The 22010-nt window shown below is 34.0% G+C and carries 13 protein-coding genes and 1 riboswitch; of the genes, 6 read left to right on the top strand and 7 right to left on the bottom strand.

The window, feature by feature from the left end:
- Positions 1 to 183 precede the first annotated feature (183 nt).
- The 3 genes from ACP6PK_RS14540 to ACP6PK_RS14530 all read right to left on the bottom strand — a co-directional run bounded on the left by ACP6PK_RS14540 (position 184) and on the right by ACP6PK_RS14530 (position 7781).
- A complete protein-coding gene (locus tag ACP6PK_RS14540) occupies positions 184 to 1827 on the bottom strand; it encodes a PP2C family protein-serine/threonine phosphatase (RefSeq protein WP_426560263.1) in 1644 nt (547 codons plus the stop codon).
- Positions 1828 to 3776: 1949 nt separating this feature from the next.
- Positions 3777 to 4682, bottom strand: coding sequence for an ATP-grasp domain-containing protein (locus tag ACP6PK_RS14535; protein WP_426560261.1), 906 nt, complete (start codon positions 4680 to 4682; stop codon positions 3777 to 3779).
- A 1806-nt stretch (positions 4683 to 6488) separates the two neighbouring features.
- Positions 6489 to 7781: a hypothetical protein gene (locus ACP6PK_RS14530; RefSeq protein WP_426560259.1), complete on the bottom strand. Its 1293-nt coding sequence runs from the start codon at positions 7779 to 7781 to the stop codon at positions 6489 to 6491.
- A 104-nt stretch (positions 7782 to 7885) separates the two neighbouring features.
- Between ACP6PK_RS14530 and ACP6PK_RS14525 the strand changes: the two genes are divergently transcribed.
- The 3 genes from ACP6PK_RS14525 to ACP6PK_RS14515 all read left to right on the top strand — a co-directional run bounded on the left by ACP6PK_RS14525 (position 7886) and on the right by ACP6PK_RS14515 (position 11144).
- Positions 7886 to 8656, top strand: coding sequence for a DUF1995 family protein (locus tag ACP6PK_RS14525; RefSeq protein WP_094675247.1), 771 nt, complete (start codon positions 7886 to 7888; stop codon positions 8654 to 8656).
- Positions 8657 to 9225: 569 nt separating this feature from the next.
- The gene (locus ACP6PK_RS14520; protein WP_426560256.1) at positions 9226 to 10032 is read left to right on the top strand and encodes a metallophosphoesterase family protein; all 807 of its coding nucleotides are present in this window, start codon (positions 9226 to 9228) and stop codon (positions 10030 to 10032) included.
- A gap of 413 nt (positions 10033 to 10445) precedes the next feature.
- The gene (locus ACP6PK_RS14515) at positions 10446 to 11144 is read left to right on the top strand and encodes a TrmH family RNA methyltransferase (protein ID WP_094675243.1); all 699 of its coding nucleotides are present in this window, start codon (positions 10446 to 10448) and stop codon (positions 11142 to 11144) included.
- Positions 11145 to 11506: 362 nt separating this feature from the next.
- Here the strand turns inward: ACP6PK_RS14515 and ACP6PK_RS14510 are convergent, their stop codons facing one another.
- A complete protein-coding gene (locus ACP6PK_RS14510; RefSeq protein WP_426560254.1) occupies positions 11507 to 12361 on the bottom strand; it encodes a M48 family metallopeptidase in 855 nt (284 codons plus the stop codon).
- A 997-nt stretch (positions 12362 to 13358) separates the two neighbouring features.
- Here ACP6PK_RS14510 and ACP6PK_RS14505 point away from each other — a divergent pair.
- Positions 13359 to 13886 (top strand): DUF4330 domain-containing protein, encoded by a 528-nt coding sequence (locus tag ACP6PK_RS14505; RefSeq protein ID WP_426560252.1) that lies wholly within the window; start codon positions 13359 to 13361, stop codon positions 13884 to 13886.
- Positions 13887 to 15060: 1174 nt separating this feature from the next.
- Here ACP6PK_RS14505 and ACP6PK_RS14500 read toward each other — a convergent pair.
- Positions 15061 to 15861: a class I SAM-dependent methyltransferase gene (locus ACP6PK_RS14500; protein WP_426560250.1), complete on the bottom strand. Its 801-nt coding sequence runs from the start codon at positions 15859 to 15861 to the stop codon at positions 15061 to 15063.
- 1625 nt (positions 15862 to 17486) lie between these two features.
- Complete coding sequence (locus ACP6PK_RS14495; protein WP_094671097.1) at positions 17487 to 17849, bottom strand: hypothetical protein; 363 nt, start codon at positions 17847 to 17849, stop codon at positions 17487 to 17489.
- Positions 17850 to 17957: 108 nt separating this feature from the next.
- Positions 17958 to 18129: riboswitch (cyclic di-AMP (ydaO/yuaA leader) on the bottom strand.
- A gap of 371 nt (positions 18130 to 18500) precedes the next feature.
- Here ACP6PK_RS14495 and ACP6PK_RS14490 point away from each other — a divergent pair.
- Complete coding sequence (locus ACP6PK_RS14490) at positions 18501 to 18725, top strand: hypothetical protein (RefSeq protein WP_094671095.1); 225 nt, start codon at positions 18501 to 18503, stop codon at positions 18723 to 18725.
- A 60-nt stretch (positions 18726 to 18785) separates the two neighbouring features.
- On the opposite strand, the gene ACP6PK_RS14485 is transcribed toward ACP6PK_RS14490, so the two are convergent.
- Positions 18786 to 19292, bottom strand: coding sequence for a pentapeptide repeat-containing protein (locus tag ACP6PK_RS14485; protein ID WP_094671093.1), 507 nt, complete (start codon positions 19290 to 19292; stop codon positions 18786 to 18788).
- Positions 19293 to 20413: 1121 nt separating this feature from the next.
- Between ACP6PK_RS14485 and serS the strand changes: the two genes are divergently transcribed.
- Entirely contained in the window at positions 20414 to 21691 is a 1278-nt protein-coding gene (gene serS, locus ACP6PK_RS14480) for a serine--tRNA ligase (RefSeq protein WP_426560247.1), read from the top strand.
- The last annotated feature ends 319 nt before the right edge of the window (positions 21692 to 22010 follow it).

The following is a 22010-nucleotide window of genomic DNA, read 5'->3' as shown; positions in this document are numbered from 1 at the left end:
TCCGCTAACGCCATCCCATCCTGACGGAATGCTTCGCAAACGACCGCTTTTTTCCCTATCCAAGGGGAGGCTTCAAGGCGCGAATTATTTAATTATTAATAATTAATAATTAATAATTCGGTAACGAAATGTAAAGATCCTCTGAAGCTTATCGCTCATACACAAGGTGCGAATTACCATATATTAAGCCCGTCGTTGTACAGCTAATAAAGTAATATCATCAAACTGCGTAGCACTACCAGTATGCTCTAGAACAGTGGTAGATATTTCTTCGAGTACAGACTCTGCTGAATTAAATTTTTTCTCTACAAGTAACCGCAATTTTTGATTAGTAAAAAATTCACTTTGACTATTACGAGCTTCGGGAACACCGTCCGTGTAACCCAACAATATTTCTCCAGGTTCTAAGACAGTTTCTTCAATTTTAAAATTCATATCTGGTAACATTCCTACTGCTGGACCTGTAGAATTTAACTCCTGCTTTATTCCTCCCAGAGCATCAAGAATAAATAATGGTTCATGCCCACCATTAATATAAGTAAGTTTGCCATTATTTATATCTAAAACTCCAAAGAAAAGGGTAGCAAACATTCCTACATCACCATGATTTTTAGCAATATAATTATTAGTACATTCAACAGCCTTTAAAGGATGATTATTATCTGGATTAGCTAAAAAATTATTAATTTCTTCAACTGAATGTTGACCAGAAAAAATTCTAATCAAGCTGCGGAATAAACTCATAAATAATGCAGCTCCTACTCCTTTGTCACAAACATCAGCAATTACCAACCCAACTGTATTATTAGAAAGTTCAAAGACATCATAAAAATCACCAGCAACTTGTTTAGCAGGTTGAAAAAAAGCTGCTATTTGCCAACCATTTTGTTGCAAAATTTCCGCAGGTAAAAAGTTCTTCTGCATCTGATGACCTTTCTCTAATTCACTATTCATAGCTTGAGAATAAGCCTCAACTTTTTCTAGACTTTCTTGTAATGCAGCTTCAGCTTTTTTTCGTTCACTAATTGCCTCATAAATTTTCAGAAACATTAGCTCAAAAGCACCAATTACTTCTCCCAATTCATCTTTTCTGTGGAGAGAAACTGAATCAAATTCTGGAGGTTCTTGGTCTTTGTATATTGCTTCCCCTGCTTTATTCAAATCACACCTTAATAGTAAAATAGGATTAATTACAATTGGTTCTAAACATAGCCAAACTGTAATTGTTAAGAATAGAGATATGATAATAACTAAACCAATAATTCGGTAAATATAAGCAAGCAATTCTGGTCCGACATTAGAAGCGTCATGGCGAATCACAATAGTATAGTCTGTTTGCATATCTTGTCCAGACCAGATTATGTCATCATAGCGAAGATCCTTGGCAGAAGATTTAGGAGAGTTAGTGAGGTCAGAAAGTTGTAATTTTGGAGACTCACCAAATGTACCTATTTTTTGCCCATTAGCAGTATAAACATCCCCTCCTAAAATTGGCATATTAGGTTGTATAAGTTCTGATAAATGATTGACAAGTTGTTTCCCTGAAGCGTTGGGATAAGTCATCAAAATCCAAGCTACTTTTCCAGAAGACACTTGCTTAATTTGAGAAAGAAGTTCTTGTTCTCGTCTTCTCACAGAAGGAATTAAAAGAATGCCTTCAATTATAATAATGCTAGTAAAAACACATAGCACTACATTACGAGATAACTTTGATTTTAGTCGCTCGTTAATCGAATCAGCTAACTTTTGAATAGCAGATTTTTGGCTATTATGCTGATGTTTATTTATCTCAATTTCTGCTTGATCGCTTGAATTAGTTGATAACATATACTTTAACCTTTATTTTTAAATAAAACTATGTTTTGAGACCCTCTCTAAAACAGGGTTGCACTTTGGGATAATAAAATTCTCTGGACGATTTCTTTGTGGTTGCTCGATTTCCCCAATAGGGGGCGCTATGCCTACACACCAGTGATTTTGTCTTATGCAACGCTCTCTGAACTATTATATATTAGTTTAATAGGGAGAGTACCTTAATAAAATTTAACCCATAATTTTTATAGTTTAAGTCGAAAGTAACAAAATAGTTTTTTAGTTGATTAATATTTACCACTAAATTTTGATTTTAATAGATAAATAATTGAATCAGCTAACTTTTGCATAAAAGATACTTTACTATTCTGCTGATTTTTATCCCTCTCGACTTTTGCTTGATGACTTTAATTACCTGGTAACATATACTCTGGTCTTTACTGTATGCCATCTAATTTTTTTATACCTGTTTCCAAAAATACTGGTACATTAATTTTTTTTAGTAGTTAGAGGAAACTTTAGTTTCGAGCTTGAGGAGAAAAGAGTTTTTCTAAGTCTCCTACTCCTTACTCTCTAATCCTACACTGTAACTATCTAGGCATGAATTTAGTATTACCTCCTCTAAAATATTAGACTTTTTTTAACCATAGATGATTAGTCTGAGAAAATCCTGAGTTTAATTAAATGTTACCGAAAAATTAAGGTATAATACCATTTCTCAAAAAGAATGCTACATCTGATTAGATAGGGAAGTGTGGGGAGTGTGGGAGGTGTGGGGAGAGGTTAAAAGTAGGAAAAATCTATACTAACCAATTAATAATTGTCAAAAAAAGATTTTGAATCTTGGTAAATATTTAACTGTTGAAGTATAGCCGAAGTATAGCATTAATGCATGGTAATTGGTATAATACCAGGCGTGATAAATGTTTATTACAAATTGTAGAAGCAAGGAAGAGGGAAGAAGGAAGAAGGAAGAAGGAAGAAATTTTGAATAAAAGAGGGAAAATGATAGATATAGCTTTCTATAATGAATTTCAGCAGCTATTTTTAACTATCTCTGATAGAGATGCACTTTTATGTAGCATTCTTTTTTCATGCATGGTATAAAGCCTCTAGATTAATTGAGAAAAAAGCGGTTGTTTGCGGAGCATTCCGTAGGATAGGATGGCGTTTTGCTTCGCAACATATAAAGCGTTTCGGCGCTTGAGCCGACATGTTTGCGGAGCATTCCGTCAGGAAATGCGGATCATGACCTTAGGAAAGCTTTGCGCCAGCAAAACGCCATATCCAATCAACCAAGAGAAGAAGAAAAAATTCCTTTTAGTCAATCGTCTTCTTTATAAGAAGAGGTAATAATTAACTATTAATTATTGAATCGATCTTTCTTTTTTTTCTTTTTTGAATATTTTTTTTGGGGAAATTTTATATCCGATTGATGAATTTATTTTTGTATTGTTTAGGTGTAATTCCTGTAAGTTATTTAAAGTATTTTAGTTTTGAAGTAATCGATATTGTCTGACAACATTTTTATTAATCCCTGAAAGCTAATTTATTAAAGAGAATCTCAAGAAAGTAGGTTTGTAGTAAAATTAGGTGTAAATTTGGAGTACAATTCAAACCTTATCTCATACCGTTTCACGGAAGTTAAAAGTCAGTAGGGGGTAATTTCCTACGGAATGCTTTCCAGAATGCAAAACGCGAATCACCCGTACAAAAGTCATGTATTCAGATTTCATAGAGTCAAAACTTTGATTCCACACTAATTTCAGGAAATTATTTCACATCTAAAGTTTGAGACTATTTGTGACATCTTCAAAGTGAATTTGTATCACCAATGAACGGTCTACCTAATCCTCAACGCCAACCATACCCAAGTGACCTGAGTTATTCAGCCCGGGGAAATAGTCAAGTCTCTGATACCTGAATCAGAAGTATTCAACCAGATATGATATTATTCCTCTACTTTAACTTGTTAATAATTCGATTAAATTTTCAGTTATCGGACAACCTGTTTCCCTCTCAAAATGAAGAAACATCGGACTAAAATTTGCCTCTAGAAAAATAAAGTCTCCATTCGGTTTAAATCGCCAATCAATACCAGTCCATTTCAAACCGAATGCTTTGGTAATAGCTAAACATTGTCTTTTGATATCTTCTGGTGTTTCTAAATAGATTAATTTTGCTCGTTTATCTTCCCGAAAATCTAAGGAACTACTCCGAATTTCAGCAGAATAAACTTTTTCCCCAATTACATAACTACGAATATTTGTACCAGGAATATATTCTTGAATAGTTACAGGAGAAATACTTAAAGCTAAATTCATTCGATTAATTTCTAGATGTTCTTTCGTTAAAAGCTGAGTATGAGAACCACCATAAACAGGTTTAAAAATTACATCCAGATAAGATTGAGAAAAATTGATAATTTCCTGAGCATCATTAGTAACTAATGTAGCTGGAATAGTCACACCTATTTTGTTTGCTAAACTTAATTGTAATGGTTTCTCTTTATGAAATTCATAAGCTTCCCAACCATTAACCCATTTTTCCGGGGTACACCGCATAAAAGAGCGTAACAAACCAGTTGCATCATTAACTGCTATTGTCTGCTGATATGAATCAGTTAATTGAGGAACATTTACTCCTGAAAAAGTCCGCCAGAAAATTTTATTTATATCTGTTAAATCCCATTGTCTGCCATCTGGAAATGTTAAATATCCTGTGTGATTAATAGGTTGCCAAGATATTTTTAATTTAGTGGGAAATAAACGAGTATCTAAATATTCAACTGTTATTCCTTTTTCTGTGAGAGATTGTTTGAGGTGAGCAGCATGAATATCTTCATTACTACCCAGAATTAAAATTTTCATATAATAAGGGAATAGTTCATTAATGGATAATTATAGCAATCCGCGCTTATGTTGCGGGTAATTAAAAAGTAAATAAAAAAGTTGAAACTCCCACCTGTTGCTTGTAGCAATAGTGCCTCTCTTGGTGCGCGTTCCCTTGCGTCTGTCGCCGACGCGGGGTCGCACCGCTGTTGCCTAAAAGCAGTAATATTTTTGCCACGAATATGCGGAGGATTGCTATATTTTTGTTTTGCTGTCGCACAACTCTGTTTTTTTCCGTAGGAAAGTTTTGCGGAACCTTTGCAATTATCAATTATCCATTGGTAACAGAGATTTATAGTAAACATTGGCTTTGTTGCATGAAAGTATATAGTTGCTGCACAAGCAAGTGCATATCATATGTACTTCATAAGGCGCGGAAACTGCTACAACTATTGGACAATAGATGAATCAAACATCAATATAAGACAGAAAAAGGCTGAAACTTTTACCTGTAAAGGTTTTGAGATTTGGTCGGCAAACCCTAACTATTGGACAATAGATGAATAGAACATCAATAATTGCGAAATAGATCGATATAGCAGCCGCATATCAAACGCATTTGATATGTGAACCAAAGCGGAATGGATGTTCTATCCCTAATTTTATGCAACAAAGCCGTAAACATTTATTAAACTGGTAGAACTTTTAACTTCTATGAAACAGTTGTGAGTTATCCTAAAAATATTTTTTCGTGGTTATGCTGAAAATCTCTTATCTTTTGCCTAATTCTAAAAAAATCTAATTTTTTTTCACGTCTATATCTAATAGAAATCTCAGAAAAATATATAGACTTTTGTTGATTAATTGATAATGGATAATTACTTCCAGGAAAACCGTACTTGATTGAATACAAGGAAATCTCCTAGCACTTTTATGATCTTGAAATAGAAGGATTTAAACCGAATTGATTAATTATCAATTATCCATTGGTAAGAGTATAATACCATTTTGAAAAAAGAATGTTACCGAAATATTGTGGTTTAAAGCCTCCCCTTGGATAGGGGATAATAAATAAAAATTTTCCTGTTTGTCAATCCTCTTCTTTTCTAAAGAGAGGTAATTCGCGCATTCTTAATTCTAAATTATTGAAGAATAGTAAGAGCGATAAAAATACTTTACCGAATAATTAATAGTTAATAGTTAAGAGTTGAAGCGTCAATAATTAATTATTAATTCAACAATTAAGGTTTAAAGCCTCCCCTTGGATAGGGGATAATAAATAAAAATTTTCCTGTTTGTCAATCCTCTTCTTTTCTAAAGAGAGGTAATTCGCGCATTCTTAATTCTAAATTATTGAAGAATAGTAAGAGCGATAAAAATACTTTACCGAATAATTAATAGTTAATAGTTAAGAGTTGAAGCGTCAATAATTAATTATTAATTCAACAATTAAGGTTTAAAGCTTCCCCTTTCAAGGGGATAAATCAAAAAAAATTCCTTTTATCCAATCCCCTTCTTGAAAGAAGGGGTAATTATTAATTATTAATTGTTCATTGTTAATTGCTGAAAGGAGATATATCTTAGACAAAAAATATGATTTATGACCCAAAAAAAACTATTGAAGCAATTCCCATGCGATTCCTGACTCCTGACTCCTGACTCCTAAAAAGTACCCTAACTATTTGTAGTAAACATTTATCAAACTGGTATAACAGGCAAAAGGGAATTTAATTTTACACCAAGGAATGAAAAATGATTTTGTAAGCGACTTTTACAAGTATAGCCTATCTTAAAGAAAGAGCAAGTTTATTTTCTGGAGATATCTAATTAATTCCATTGAATCAACTAGATAAAATTAATCCTTAAATTATCTAGAGATGGCACATCTTCTATAATCCCAATTAAATCTCCCGATTGGGTAGATATATTAACCGAGTTATTAATAATTTCAACACTATAATCATCCAAACTTCCTGGTAACTGAATTTGGTCAAAAGCAACATCAAAGTTTTTAATTAAAGCAAAATCTAAATTTCCAAAGCCAAGATAAAAAGGTAATCCTTGAGAAGAACCTAGTATAAATTGGTCTATTATCTCTGCTCTAGAACTACCAACTAATATATCAACTTCTCCCACACCAAAACTATTAGGAATTATTTCATCATTTACTGGATTATATCCCAGAGTATTCACACCAACAATTCTGGTATTGTTGCCAAAAGCAGTAATAATATCATTACCATTAGTACCTGTAAAAAATCCTATACGTTCAATTTCCAATTGTCCAAACTGAACGTAATGTTCCAAACCAGAATTCAATTCTCCTCTATTGATAGCAACATTAACACTAGGATAAGATTGCCGATAAATCTCCTCATTAAAATTTCCACCCTCTTCTCCTAATGCTTGAGTAGTAACTACTCCTGCTTCCGATCCTGGTTGAGTCAGAATTTCATCATCAAAAAAAGTTGCAATACCCCCTTCTTCTCCTATTGCTAGAGTAGTTGCGCCACCTTCTTCTCCTATTGCTAGAGTTGTTACTATTCCTTCTTCTGTTCCTGGTTGAGTCAGAATTCCATCATCAGTAAGAGTAGCAAAACCTCCTTCTTCTCCCAATGCCTCAGTTGTAGCACCATCTTCTCCTACTGCTCGGGTTGTAGGTTGAAAACCCATGTCGCCAGCTTCTCCAACTGCTAGAGTGGTAGCTTCAGGAAAGTCCCCCCCTTCTTCTCCAACTGCTAGAGTGGTAGCTTCAGGAAAGTCCCCCCCTTCTTCTCCTACTGCTAGAGTAGTTACTACTCCTGGTGGTAAAGGTATTGGAGTAATTCCAGCTTCTGCTCCCAAGGTTGCAGTTGTTGGTACAGGTGAATTACCACCTTCTTCTTCTGTTGCTACAGTCGTAGGTATGGCTTCACTAAAACCACCTTCTTCGCCTATTGCTAGAGTAGTTGCTATGAAGTTGCCACCACTTTCTAAATTATCAAAAGCTTCAGTTGTAGCACCTCCCTCTTCTCCTAATGCAAGAATAGTTACAGGTAGAGTGGAGTTATTAGAAGGAGAATTTTGTTGAATTTGACTTCTTTCCAGAGATGCTTCTAGTTTCTGAGAACTTTCTCCAAATGGATGTTTAGTTGTCATATTTTCTCCCAGTTAAACTTTATACTTATTATTGTTGTGGAAAATAACGAAGATATTACAATCTTCTCTCAATGACAGCATAATTTTAGTAAATATTAACATAGATGACTAAACTACCCAATGACATAAATGAGGCGATCGCCCAAGCAATGGAAGCTACTAAAGCAGCTCTCGGTGATGGTTATACTAGACTTCAAATTGAGATAATTGTTCCAGAGATTGAACTTCAAGCTCAATCTTTGGCAAAACAATTTATTCCTGTTTTACTGGAAACAGGTACTCAACTTAAAGTCTTTTTTCCCGACACTGGAGCAGCAGCTTTAGCTAGACGGGATTGGCAAGATGTCTCTTTTAAAATAGAAGATATTGGCACAAGTAGGTCTCCAGTTGACAGTAGAGTTGAACCCGAAGACCAATGTTTTTTATTAATTGCTCCTTCTGCTGTAGAAGTGGCCCAAGCTGAAAAATTGTCTAATCTGGCTGGCGATCGCCCAGTTGTGATGTTAATCCCTAGATTAGAGGATGTTTCTATTGTGGGAATTGGTTATGCAGCACGTCAACTCCGGGAAAGATTTATTAAAACTATTGAATCTTGCTATTATATTAGGTCTTTTGGTGAGGGGGCGTTATATCGTTGTTATCCTTCTCCTTGGCAAGTTTGGTTGGAAGAAAATGGCCAGTATAAATTAATTGCTGAACAACCGGAGAAACCATTGGGAGAGCAACTAGATATGATTTTAGCTGAAGCTACTGGTACAGCGAAAACAGATGACTCTGCTTCAGTCTCTTCATCCTCTGAAACAATAGCTACTCCACCAAAACGGAAAGGATTATTAACCGAAATTCAAAAATTCCTGCGTGCTTTAAGTAACTAAAAGTTAATACTGAATATATTGAAGGTATTTTAAGTTTGAAAATTACCGACCTAAATTTATTCAGGGTAAAATTTCTATAGAATTAGTTAAATTCTTGATAATCCTGAAAATTAAGGTCGGTTATACCGTTTCACGGAAGTCAGAGGTTAGAAATTATATCATCTCCGGTAACATCGTTATTGTATCGCAAAGGTAAGGAAGAATGAAGAATGAAAAAGCTTTAAGAGAAGGAAAACCTTAAATATGAGATATATTTCCCCAGCTTTTACACACTCCGATATCAATGGACATGATATTAGAAGTTAGATTTTGATAGAGTAAAAACTTTAACAATACAGACATTTTAGGCAGTGATTTAATATTTAAAGTTTGAAACGATTTGTGACATCTTTTTAAAATTAATTAGTATTAACCTTAAAAATTATATGGTAAAATATATAAGTTAAGTTTTATAGGGTGCTTGAATAAAAAAAAATTAATTAAATTTTGATTAAATTGTAGCAAAGTTTAAGATTTGTTGCTTTAGCGCAAAGTTAAAGTGTGGTAGTAAAAACTTATCAGCAGTAACAATGAACACCAGACGTATTATCATTGGCGACATACATGGGCATTATGATGGCTTAATGGCTTTGTTAGAGGCGATCGCCCCAGGCAGAGATGATATGGTATACTTTTTAGGAGACTTAATTGATAGAGGTCCGAAAAGTTCTCAAGTAGTAACATTTGTTAAAAATAGCCCCTATCAGTGTATCTTGGGAAACCACGAATACATGATGATTCAAGCTCTTTCTGATACAGAAGTAAACCATGAGGCATGGCAAAGTTGGTATTACAGTGGTGGTGTCGAAACTGTGGAAAGTTATCGAGATACGGGAATTATGCCTTATGATGATTTAGAGTGGATGCGATCGCTACCTCTATATCTAGACTTAGGAGATATTTGGTTAGTTCATGCAGGGATAAATCCCAAACTACCGATTCAAAAGCAAGCATACCATGAATGTTGTTGGATTCGCCATGAATTTCATTCTGTAGATAAACCCTATTTTTCTGATAAGTTAATTATTATAGGTCATACTATAACTTTTACTTTCGATGAAGTTGAGCCTGGAGAATTAGTTTGTGGAGCTGGTTGGCTAGATATTGATACCAGTGCATATCATCCTCGCAGTGGGTGGCTAACAGGATTAGATGTTGACAATAATATTATTTATCAAGTTAATGTTAAGGATTATCAAACTCGGAAAATGCACTTAGATGAACTTGTCAAACCTTATAAAGCTAGACGAACATTCAGACAAAAAATGCAACAGGGTTTCTCTCTGAGAAAAAATAACCAAGAAAATCTTAAAGTAAAAAATTATCAGCCATCGTAGCAGTGGCTCTCTATAGCAGTCCTATTTAAATTGAAAAAAAAATCTCTTGGAATTAGGGAATAATTCAACAATTAATAATTAATAATTAATAATTAATAATTAATAATTACCTCTTCTTAGAAAAAAGAGGATTGACTAAAAAAAAATTTCTTTTTTATCCATGAATAGAGAAGCTTTATACCTTAATTTTTCAATAATTTTATATTTTCTATCATGTCCGCTGGTATCGTTTGTGTAAACCTAACTGTCAATATCTATGGAAAATTTAAGTTTTTTTGTGCTTTTAAGCCTTCTCTCCTAGATAATTAAAGCCTTCTTCCTTACCTTACAAGACCGATGCTACCGGACATGATATTATATCTTATATCAAATTTTAGGATTTTTTACAAATCATTTATGATTCCTAGAGCTGAATGCAACGAGAAGAAAAACAACAATTAATTACTTACTTAAGTCAATTTGTTACCATAGCACGTCGGGAAAAAATTTTATCAGTTTTGCAGCAAAGAACTCGCTATATTACTGTTATTTTAGAAGATATTTATCAACCCCATAATGCTAGTGCTGTTCTGAGAAGTTGTGACAGTTTTGGTGTACAAGATGTGCATATTGTAGAGAATAAAAATATTTTTACAATTACTCAGGGTGTAACTATTGGTTCAGATCGTTGGTTAACATTATATCGTTATAATCAACCAAGCATAAATAATACAGAGGAATGTTTAAAGAAATTAAAAAGTGAGGGTTATATAATAGCAGCAACAACTCTTTATAAAGAGCAGATAACTATTGAACAATTATCTGTCAATACAAAAGTAGCATTAATGTTTGGTTCAGAAATTAATGGCTTATCAGAATATGCTCAAAACAATGCAGATGTATCGGTAAAAATTCCGATGGTGGGATTTAGTGAAAGTTTTAATATTTCCGTTAGTGCTGCTCTATGTTTATATGATGTGATGAACCGTCTCAGAAAAGAGCATAATAATTGGGAATTAACTGAGACAGAAAAATTAGATTTGGAATTAGATTGGTTGCGAAAATCTATTAAAGCTGGAGAACTTATTGAGAAGAAATTTTTGAGACAGAAGGGAGTAGGGAGTAGGGAGTAGGGAGTAGAAAGATACAGCAGTTTACTAGTGGACTGTTTCAGCTAAAACTGTGCAATATATTTTAAATAGATTTTAACTTGAAAATTCTGACTTTTGACTTTTGACTTCAATCTAACGCACCATTTAAGATAAAACTATCCAGTAGTAGTGCCGTGTCAAGCCTTAAATGTTACTTTATAAAAATGGTAGGATGCTGATTTTTCAAAGCTTTTACTTGAAAATATAATACACAATTTTAAGCTTGACACGCTAGTAGACTGACACAGCTAAAACTATGCAATAGATTTTAACTTGAAAATTCTGACTTTTGACTTTTGACTTTTGAATTCAATCTAACGCACCACTTTAGCTGTGTCGGTCTACTATGGAACTAATCTACTTACAATTACCTGATAACGTCTCTCATCTAACCCATCACCATTATAGGCAAATTCAGGATTGACCATTTGTTTCATCTGAGAAATTCGCGCCGATGTTGCTGGGTGAGTGCTAAGAAAAGATGGAGGAGAACTCTTTCTCAACAATGTTTCCATAAATGTAATTGCACCATATTGAGCATATCCCGCTCTTCCCAAAGTTTCAATACCAACTCGATCTGCTTCAAATTCTGCCTGGCGACTTTTGGGGCGACGTAATGCTAATTCTACCCCCATTTGAACAGCAACATTCTGATCTACGCCTGCTGCAGTAGCCAAACCTTGTGCTAATAATGTTCGACGTAATTGTTTCACCGCATGGCGTTCGGTAATATGAGCAATTTCGTGGGAAACAACACTAGCTAATTCTGCTTCATTATCCGCAGCTTTCATTAAACCAGTATGAATATAAACAAACCCTCCTATAGTTGCAAAAGCATTTATACTATCATCCTCTACTACCTGAAAAGTATAAGGAATATCCGAGCGGGGACTTGCTGCAACTAATCTTTGCCCAATTCTAGTAATATATTCGTTGGCTGCGCGATCGCGATAAAGTTTAACATCTCCGCTTTTAAATAACTGTTGATTAATTTGTTTACCTAGTTCAACTTCTTGACGATCAGACAGATTAGAAATTGACATCATCTGAATACCCTGGAAAATTAATTGTCTCCAGGGCAAAGCTTGAGTGGGAGATGCTGTACCTGCACATAAACTAGCAGCAACCATTAAAGATATTAACGGATATGATATTCGACGATAGGAAGATTTAGAAATCAAGGATAATTTTTTCAACATGGGCTTTTTTATTCAGAGGTACTAGATTTTGGATTTATCAAGATGTCATAAATTAGCGAATAATGTTTTGCCAATCTTGTGATTAACTACAAAAGTTATCGATAGCTTTTCCGCAAAGCAAAAAGTTTATTTTTTATGGAAGATAAGGGAGTTTAGTTAATAAAAAACTTCCTTATCTTCAGCCTTTAAATTAATTTTTCTCGTAAGTCATGTTGAATAATTAACAATTAATAATTAACAATTAATAATTATTAATTATTTTTAAGAATAGGATTGCTTAAAAGGAATTTTTTCTTTTTTCTCCTTGAAAGGAGAGGCTTTAAACCTTATTTTTTTGGTAATTTCTCTCAAAGGATATTTTTGGGGAGAAATATCATTAATATAGCAATCCTCTGCACAGTTGTAATATTTTGGTGGTAGGGGCGATTCTTGAATCCTCCCTAAAGGAGTCAGGAGTTAGAATTTACTCATATTTTCAGCTCAAATTAACTATTATAAAAATTGTCACAACCTATTTAGGATTGCTATAGGACTTAGGTAGTACAAGGTATTTTCGTCATTGCGACTGACAGGTAATATCAAATCCACTTAATTCGGTATAAAAAAATATTCATCTTCAGCTATTAGTAAATATTTCTAAATTCTCTTCCCTCCTGACTCCTAGATTAACTATCTAATTATACCGATGCTACTGGATTTGATATAAGGAATCTCAAATCCTCATTTTTCATACCTCATGCGTAAGTCCTGATTAATTTGATTTACTACACTTTTTAGTCATACAAAAATGCTCATCATACTAATATAAATTTCTCCACATTGTCTAAAATGAATGGTTTATGTGGTAAATATAAAAAAGTTGGCAATCTTGACGTTGTGCCCAGCTCACTAACTATATACTATATGGGATATTCTGGAGGGATATCAAAAGTTCAATTTATAATCGGGCAATTTAATTTTGAGTAGTTTACTTTTGTAAAAATTAAGTTATACAGTTATGAAAATTCTGGATTCTCAAGGACGATTATTTGGTAAAATTAGTATCTTAGACGTTGGCGCTGTCTTAATAATTTTCATGGTATTATTGGGAATATTTATATTTCCTGGTACTAATAAAAATTCTGTTGCTCAAGTGGGCAATATTGTGACTAAACCAGTTGAAGTTGATGCTATTGTTCTAGGTTTAAAAGGTCGCTACCCTGAAAAATTATTAAAGGAAGGGGAAAAAACTCAATTGATTATTCGGAATCAACCTTATGGAGAAGTTGACCTAAAATCTGTAGAATTTTTAACTAGAAAAGTGGCAGTTCCTCAGCCGGATGGAACGGTAAAAGCTTTACCCGATCCTAGAGATAAAGAAATATTTAGTCGGAATGTTTTATTAACATTGGAAGGTAAAGGTAGAGTTACTGATGATGGTCCTGTTTTAGGAAATATTAAGGTAAAAATTGGGATGACAATTGAGTTAGAGGGTAAGGATTATAATTTTAATGCGAGTGTGATTGATGTGCGAGTACAAGAGTAATTAATGGATAATGGATAATTGATAATGGATAATTGATAATGGATAATTGATAATGGATAATTGATATAGCAATCCTATTTTAGTTGTAATATTTTCCTGGCAGCTAGGAGTCAGGAGTCAGGAGTCAGGAGTCAGAATTTTCAAGGTTTTCAGCCCAGAAAAACTATTATAAAAACTATTACGACCTATTTAGGATTGCTATAATTACCTCAAGGAAAACCGAGAGGATTGAATATAAGGAAATATCCTGGCACTTTTCTCTTGAAATAGAAGGGTTTATACCTTTATTTTTTTGTAATTTATATTCATATCCGGTTGAATAATTTGGTGTATCTCAATATTTGCAAAAATACTTTTTTCTATTCCTAGTTAATAGTTAAATGTTCCCTAAAAGCAATAAATTTTTGGCTTTCTTCATACATTGAGATGCACCCGAATAATTAGGGTTTTGGGGGAAGGAGCTTACAGAGGTAAGTTTTTAACAAAGGGATGAGTAATCAGTTTTATTTAGTATGAAGTCTCAACAAAAAAATATGCTTTTTTATACCTGAAATTTCCCCCCTCTGCCCTCTCTTATCGAAAAATTAACGTATAAAGGCTCTCTATTCATGGAGAAAAAGCGGTTGAGAGATGGCGTTTTCGGCGCTTGAGCCGACATGAAACGCTGCGCGACATATAAAGCGTTTGTGGAGCATTCCGTAGGATAGCTCCTCTGCAAGAGGCAGCGGCTCTGCAAGAGCGGGTTCCCTTTCCCTCCGGGACGCTAAACGCCATCTCGAATCGACCAAGAGAAGAAAAAATCCTTTTAGCCAATCCCTCTATTACAGAAGAGATAATTATTAATTATTAATGGCTTTGTTGCATGAAAGTATATAGCTATCGCACAAGCAAGTGCATATGTACAATAATAACCTGCGGAAACTACTCTAACTATTGGACAATAGATGAATAGAATATCAATTTTGATATGGGAAAAGCCTGAAACTTTTGCCTATAAAGGCTTTGAGCTTTAATTTGCCAGCCCTAACTATTGGACAATAGATGAATAGAACATCAATAATTGCCAAAGAGAGCGATATAGCTGCAGAATTGATTTTCTATCGCTAATTATGCAACAGAGCCATTATTAATTATTAATTATTAATTGTTAATTATTAATTATTGAACACACTCTCTACTTAGTAGCTACTACTGCTAAATTCCAAGCAAATCTTTTCATTAAAGGTAACTTTTTCAACACCACATCCAACTTTTCTAATTTACGATACATTGGTTCTAATCTTTGATTTTCAATAATAATCTTCTTCCAATAACGTTCTTTATTTGGGTCAACTTTTTCAATTAAATAAAACCTGAGAAAAATCCACAGAGTCGCTAACCAAAAAGTATCATAAGCTGTTTCTGAATAGAGAGATTTAACAAAATAAACAATATTAATATCTAGAGGTGTTTCATCCTCAGTTCTCACTTTTGTTGCAATTCGTCGATAAACATTAATAACTGGATTATGTTTCAAAGGTTCCCAAAAACAAGCTTTGCCACCAGGTTTAAGAACCCGGTGCATTTCCCTAATAGCTAATGTTGGATTTGGTAAGTGATGAAGTAGGTTAGAAGCATAAACAAAATCAAAGGTATTATCAGGAAATTCTAATGCCATAGCATCCATAACTCTCCCTTCAATTTTAACTCCATTTTTTTCTGCCAAATTAACAGCAACATCTACCATTCCCGGAGAATAATCTGTTGCTAAACACCGCGCTCCTTTTTTAGCAAAATAAACACTATTTTCTCCTGCACCACAACCTAAATCTAACAAGTATTTATCTGTTAAATCTCCCATTTCTTTGAGGATAAATCTGTTTTCTGGTGCGGTACAACTTTCAAAATAATCAACTACTCGAATACCTTCAATATCAATAGTTGATGCCCATATATCGTGGAATTTTCGTTCTTTAGCTAATATTTCGTCTTGCATTTTTTAGATAGTTATCCATTTTTATCTATTTATTTTACTACTGATATTAAATTCGGTTAAATAGTTATAGATTCCTTAAGTTAGGAGGAGTAGGAAGTCAGGAGTCAGGAGTCAGGAGTCAGGAGGATAGAGAATTACAAAGATTTAGTAGTTATAACAATTGGAGAATTTTTTTATGTCTAATCAAACGGATTTGATATAACCACTACTTTATGATAAAATTAAAATACCTATATCTTTTTTATTTGCAATAAAAAGCATTTTTCAACAACACCTTGAACTGTCCATTTCCCTCAAAAATATCACTGGATTCAAAAATTACAGTAGTTTTAGTTTCGGAGTTAGTAAGATACAAAGTTTTATCAGTTTTACTAAATAGGGAAGAGAGATTAGTCTGCAACTTTGCGTATCAATAACATTACTACTATCAGGTAGTAAAAAGATACTTGGTTATGAGTATAAGTCAAGTTGCAATTAAAAATCTATGCACTATCAAAATCTGCAAAACTTCCTATTTGGCCTCCATGTAGATCCTTGGTAGATCCTTGCTGAAATTAACGGTAGTAGCAGGGTCATTTGCTCCATAGAAATGAAAAGAGCTAGCTAAAGTAGTAGTATTAAACTAATACACATTTTAAATGCGTATTAGCAAGTCAGAAGTTAAAAGTTAGAAGTCAGAATTAATATAGGGTTTTCCCTGAAACGAGGCACACAACAATAAGTCGTTTAAATGCACAACACCTTAGACCTCTCTCAAAAATAAATTTGCTCTTTATTTAAGAGCAGCTAGAGTTGTAAATTTACTGAAAAAATTATTTTTCGTATCTTTTTCGTGGAAATATATTTTCTGTTCCCTACTAAGCGCAAAAAGTCTATATAGCACTTTGCACGACTAATCAGTACAATAACAATAGTAAGTAGAATAAGTTCTAATTTGCTCAAAGTTTATTGCTTCAATTATTGTACTTAAATGTTATACAAAGGGCTGTATCTTTTTCACCAGATGTCTATTAGTAATATTAATGTTGGCAAATAAACCAGCAAAAGGAATAGTAAGGAATAACAGCGAGAGAAAGAATGATTAGGTTTTTCATAATTTTTGCGCCCGTGTAACCTGAAGTTTACAGTTTAATCATCTCCCTAATTTCGCTTTCTATTGGTGATTTATGAGTAAATTTACAGTGATATTTTTGTCTTCAGAGAGTGAGGCAAGAAGCATTAATACTGTGAGTCATTCAACCACACCGTAGTGAAACGGATGTATATGTTTGCGTGAGTTGCATCACTATCTTTTGATAGACTGTGATATAGCAGTAAGTTTTTTTTAGTTAGGACAATCAATCTGGGTTGAAAGCCAATAGACAACAACTCCAGAATACTGTAGAGGGATGTCAAAAACCTTTAACCTCCTATAGTAGTTGGCTAACTTCTCAAATAAGACCAGATTCGCTTACTCAAGATATTTTATGCTAAGTAAAATTAAATCCTCTCCCCATCTTCCCTACACTTTATCTTCTCATCTTCAGAAAATGATGCTCTATAAACCAGATTTAGCATAATAGGTACTACCTTGTTATGATATAATTTTCACAAGGTAGCACCTATTAAAATTGAGAGAGTGAATATTAGACGGATGCGTAGGTTTGTTCAAGCTTAGAAACAACTTCAGGAACAGATAAACTATTTATATAATGAGTTTCATCAGAACAACTCCAGAGAGCGTGTGCTACTCCTAAGTATCCTTTGGAAACCTTAGATACATTTATAACTGTGCTGATCACTGTTGGTAAACAAGGGCTAGGCATAAATGTTGTGACAAAGGTATTAACCATAGACCACAGCATGATTACCCAAAAAAATCCTAATGCCGGCAATAAAATTAAATCAGGCATGACGAAGCGACCAATGCGCTTCCATACAGCTTGTTGAGGTATTGCAAAAACTACGGCAAGCGTCGCAAAAAGGGAATTATTCAGTTTTTCTGCCATTTTTCTAGATCGTCAGAGTCAGGTTTATCGGGCGCAACAAATCAGACCTATACCAACCAAGGATTCTGAATCGACAATCTGTCTAAATTGTTATAGAAGGTTGACTCTTCATTCTCCTCTCAATGCCTACGAAGTTAGCTGACGGGCTAGGGCTGAGAGATGCCCTTCTCTATATCTTTCTCAAAGATTTCTATTTAGAGATAAGCCCCTTAATATTGGTTCCTCCGCTCCAGCAGCACTCTTGCTGTGCTTTTCATGCCGGATTAGGCTGACTGTATTTTGCTTTGTAATATAATCTTAACTTCTATAGAGCAAATTTGTCAACATTTTTTTACAAAAATTTTTGTGAATTTGATCACAATTTTGAGTTGGGAATTTCAGATAATGTTGGGACATTATTAAACTATTTGCTCTAAAAAAGTAAGGTACACCTACTTTATTCATTTTATAAATTCGGTTTTCCGGAAAATTCAAAATCTATACTCAACTAATTTGTTATCTGAGTCAGGGACTCTGTTCTTAATCACAGCAGAATGGTGATTATAATCACTAAACTTTGTAAGTGTAATCATTTACTGCGTTAATGTTGTATCACCGTGTCATAATAAAAAATCGCCCATACTAGAAATGTAGAGTTCAAATATGATTTTCATGTATCAAGAACCTCCTGTTTATCTACTTCCATCTGCATTAGGAGACCTTTTTGCCCATGCGAATGCCACAGGTTACATTACCTTAGCCGACCGTTATGGGTTAATGGCAGCTATATTTGATGAGTCTTTGCCAGAAGATGAAAAGCGCTCAATCAATAGGCTACTTCGAGCTATTTGTAAAGGACGTATTAAAGTAATTGATGAAATTTCTGTTATGGCGTAAAACTATACCTAAATAATATTTTAGACTTAACTATAATATAATTTTTTTTAATCAACTTGATTAACAATCTCCTTTTTTACCATTAGGTAGAGTAGCTCCACATAAATCAGTTTCCTCTAATTTTGCTTGATTCAGATTTGCATTAGATAAATTGGCTCCATTTAACTTAGCTTTCTCCAGATATGCTTGGTATAAATCAGCCCAAGACAAATCAGCTTTTTCGAGATTAGCCTGTCGCATAGTTGCACTGTGCATAATTGCACCTGACAAATTAGCTCCTGCTAAATTTGCATCAATTAAATTCGCACTACTTAAGATGGCTCCTCTTAAATTAGCGTCTTTTAAGTTTGCTTTTTGTAAATTAGCTCCTAGTAAATTTGCTTCACTCAAATCAGCTTCACTTAAGTCAGCTTCGCTCAAATCACAACCTGGACATTCATAAGTAGATAATAAACGCTGAATAGTTTTGATCCGTTCCATAGAATTAGACTTAGACTGAGCAAATACTGGAACAGTTAACCAAAATACTGTTAATAATGTAGTCGTCAATGGATATACAAATCTCATATTTTACTGCTTGGGAAATTAATAAATTTATGATTAGGCTTTTGATTTGATTAGTATCATATCATAAAAATCATATTTCATATAGAAAAAAATATATTTTTTGTGAAGTTAAATAATTTGATTAAATATCTTTAAATTTACTGCTCAAGATGACTTGTGTTCTAATAGTAATAATACATCAGTATATTTATATAGTTAGATTTAGCTTATTTAGAAAATATCCGTATAATGAGGTAATAAATCTCAAATAAAACATAAAGTCAAAAATATAATTTTTTTTTAGTAGCAAAAACTATGGTTATTTTTATTGATTTTCATAGAAATCCTATTCCACAAAAATGCCTCACTATATTTAGGGTTTGCTGAAAAATTATTTTTAAGAAGTAGGGGAGTAGAGAGTAGTTAGGAGGAAAGTCGAATTATAGAGGAGGTAGTTGGATATTTTGTCCCTTGATTTTTCTGCAATTATTCTGCCTTTTATCCTAACTTTTTGAGCGTTTGGGACTGAAAACCTGAGACCTTTTCCGACCCCAAAAAGGCTAAAGCCTTTATTTTTCAATGCTTTTAGATTTAATCAACAGGCCCTATTTATAGATTAGGAGCTATGCAAAGAAACAGGGTTTCCACGATAAATCATTGGTTTTAACAATAGACATCTAGGTCTATAACCGTGTTTTTGGTTTAGCCTGCGTAAGTCCTGTAAATGTTATAGATAAATGGAAAAACCATTTACCAAATAATTTTTGAATATGCTATAGCAATTCCCAAAAAGAGTGAGGTACAAAATTCTAGACTTTAGGCAACAGCTCATCTGGCAACAGCTCATCTGGCAACAGGCAACAGGGAAGAAATATAAAATTCTACCTCACGCTTACTGAGAAACGCTATATTTGGATATATTCGATTTCTCGGAGTCATTAAGACAAAAATATTTTTCTGTTCCCTATTTACCTCAACTCTTGAACTTTGTACTTGACCAGTATGAGAATTCCGATACAAAGAAGTTTTATGACTTTTGATTTTTAATTTTTCACTTTTAAGTTAGTGATGATTAATGTTTCAAAGTGGAGCTAAAGTAATATTCTGTTAAATGGGACAAATTAAGGGTATAAGGAAAAACTATGTTAGACATTAGACAAATTCGAGAAAATCCACAAACAGTACAAGAATTACTCAACCGTCGTGGAGAGTACGACTTACAACCAATTCTAGAGTTGGATGAAAAACAGCGACAACTAGAAACAGAGCGATCGCAACTCCAAGCTCGTAGTAACCAAGTCGGTAAACAGGTAGGGGAAAAAATTAAATCTGGTAGTGACCCTAAAGGTGCAGAAGTTCAAGCTTTAAAAGATGAGGGAAACCAACTTAAAGCTAAACTCAGCGAATTAGAACCTGAAGAAAAGGAGTTAAAGGCTAAAATAGAAACTTTACTTTTACCTCTTCCTAATTTACCGGGTGAGTCTACACCTATAGGCAAAAGTGAAGCAGAAAATATAGAAGTCAAAAGGTGGGGTGATGAATATATTCCTGAAAATCCAAAAATTATGCCTCACTATGAAATAGGGGAAAAATTAGGCATTCTTGACTTTGAGCGAGGAGTGAAAATTTCTCAAAGTCGTTTTGTTGCTTTGATGGGAGCGGGTGCAGCATTAGAACGCGCCATTATTCAGTTCATGCTTAACCGTCATATTCAAGCTGGTTATGTGGAAGTTATGGCGCCACTATTGGTCAATAGTAAGTCTTTGACTGCTACAGGACAGTTACCAAAGTTTGCGGAGGAAAGTTTTAAGTGTGCAGCAGACGACCTATGGTTAATACCTACTTCGGAAGTTTCAACTATGAATCTTTATCGGGATGAAATTCTGACGGCGGAGCAACTACCTATTTATCATTGTGCTTTTACTCCTTGTTTTCGTCGAGAAGCTGGTGCTTATGGGAAAGATACTAGGGGTTTGATTCGACTCCATCAATTTAATAAGGTTGAGATGGTAAAAATTGTACATCCTGACACTTCTGAAGATGAACATCAAAAATTGGTGGCAGATGCAGAAGCTATTTTGCAAGCGTTGAAGTTACCTTATAGAATTTTAGAGTTGTGTACTGGAGATTTGGGTTTTTCGGCAGCTAAGTGTTATGATTTGGAGGTGTGGTTGCCGTCGTCAGGAACTTATCGGGAAATTTCTAGTTGTTCTAATGTGAAAGATTTTCAGGCGCGCCGGGCGAATATTCGGTTTAAGGAGGGAAAGAAAAAGGGTACTCAGTATGTTCATGCTTTGAATGGTTCGGGTTTGGCAGTGGGGCGAACTATGGCTGCTATTTTGGAAAATTATCAGCAGGTTGATGGTAGTGTGAAAATTCCGGAGGTTTTGCAACCTTATATGGGGCGTGAGTTTTTATAGTTTTGATTGAGTAAGGTGTGTTGTTGAAGTTAGAAGTCAAAACTCAGAAGTCAAAACTCAGAAGTTATTTTGTAATTTCATCTCACTGATGTATACTACTAGCGGGCATCTTGCCCGCACTACATCTTTGGTATCTTTTTCTTTCAAGACGTTTCATGTCTGTACCACAGCGGAACGGAGTTCTATCGCTGTAGAAATAATACTATTTTGAGTTGAATAAAAAATCATGTGTATATGCGAGATACACCATATAGTTCTTATTGTATCACAAAAATTTTGGGGATGCAACCCCATATTCTTTGACGCGCGATTTTTTAGG

Origin of the sequence: Dapis hubbardiae BLCC-M172, assembly GCF_050016015.1 — a bacterium.
Classification (GTDB): Bacteria; Cyanobacteriota; Cyanobacteriia; order Cyanobacteriales; family Microcoleaceae; genus Trichodesmium.
Note: the sequence above shows the minus strand (reverse complement) of the source record. Positions and strands in the feature narration are given on the sequence as shown.

What these genes read in the sequence shown, in the direction of transcription:
- ACP6PK_RS14500 (WP_426560250.1), bottom strand. Translation starts at nt 15,861, where the DNA reads ATGCAAGACGAAATATTAGCTAAAGAACGAAAATTCCACGATATATGG.
- ACP6PK_RS14520 (WP_426560256.1), top strand. Translation starts at nt 9,226, where the DNA reads ATGAACACCAGACGTATTATCATTGGCGACATACATGGGCATTATGAT.
- ACP6PK_RS14535 (WP_426560261.1), bottom strand. Translation starts at nt 4,682, where the DNA reads ATGAAAATTTTAATTCTGGGTAGTAATGAAGATATTCATGCTGCTCAC.
- ACP6PK_RS14485 (WP_094671093.1), bottom strand. Translation starts at nt 19,292, where the DNA reads ATGAGATTTGTATATCCATTGACGACTACATTATTAACAGTATTTTGG.
- ACP6PK_RS14490 (WP_094671095.1), top strand. Translation starts at nt 18,501, where the DNA reads ATGTATCAAGAACCTCCTGTTTATCTACTTCCATCTGCATTAGGAGAC.
- ACP6PK_RS14525 (WP_094675247.1), top strand. Translation starts at nt 7,886, where the DNA reads ATGACTAAACTACCCAATGACATAAATGAGGCGATCGCCCAAGCAATG.
- serS (WP_426560247.1), top strand. Translation starts at nt 20,414, where the DNA reads ATGTTAGACATTAGACAAATTCGAGAAAATCCACAAACAGTACAAGAA.
- ACP6PK_RS14505 (WP_426560252.1), top strand. Translation starts at nt 13,359, where the DNA reads ATGAAAATTCTGGATTCTCAAGGACGATTATTTGGTAAAATTAGTATC.
- ACP6PK_RS14510 (WP_426560254.1), bottom strand. Translation starts at nt 12,361, where the DNA reads ATGTTGAAAAAATTATCCTTGATTTCTAAATCTTCCTATCGTCGAATA.
- ACP6PK_RS14540 (WP_426560263.1), bottom strand. Translation starts at nt 1,827, where the DNA reads ATGTTATCAACTAATTCAAGCGATCAAGCAGAAATTGAGATAAATAAA.
- ACP6PK_RS14530 (WP_426560259.1), bottom strand. Translation starts at nt 7,781, where the DNA reads ATGACAACTAAACATCCATTTGGAGAAAGTTCTCAGAAACTAGAAGCA.
- ACP6PK_RS14495 (WP_094671097.1), bottom strand. Translation starts at nt 17,849, where the DNA reads ATGGCAGAAAAACTGAATAATTCCCTTTTTGCGACGCTTGCCGTAGTT.
- ACP6PK_RS14515 (WP_094675243.1), top strand. Translation starts at nt 10,446, where the DNA reads ATGCAACGAGAAGAAAAACAACAATTAATTACTTACTTAAGTCAATTT.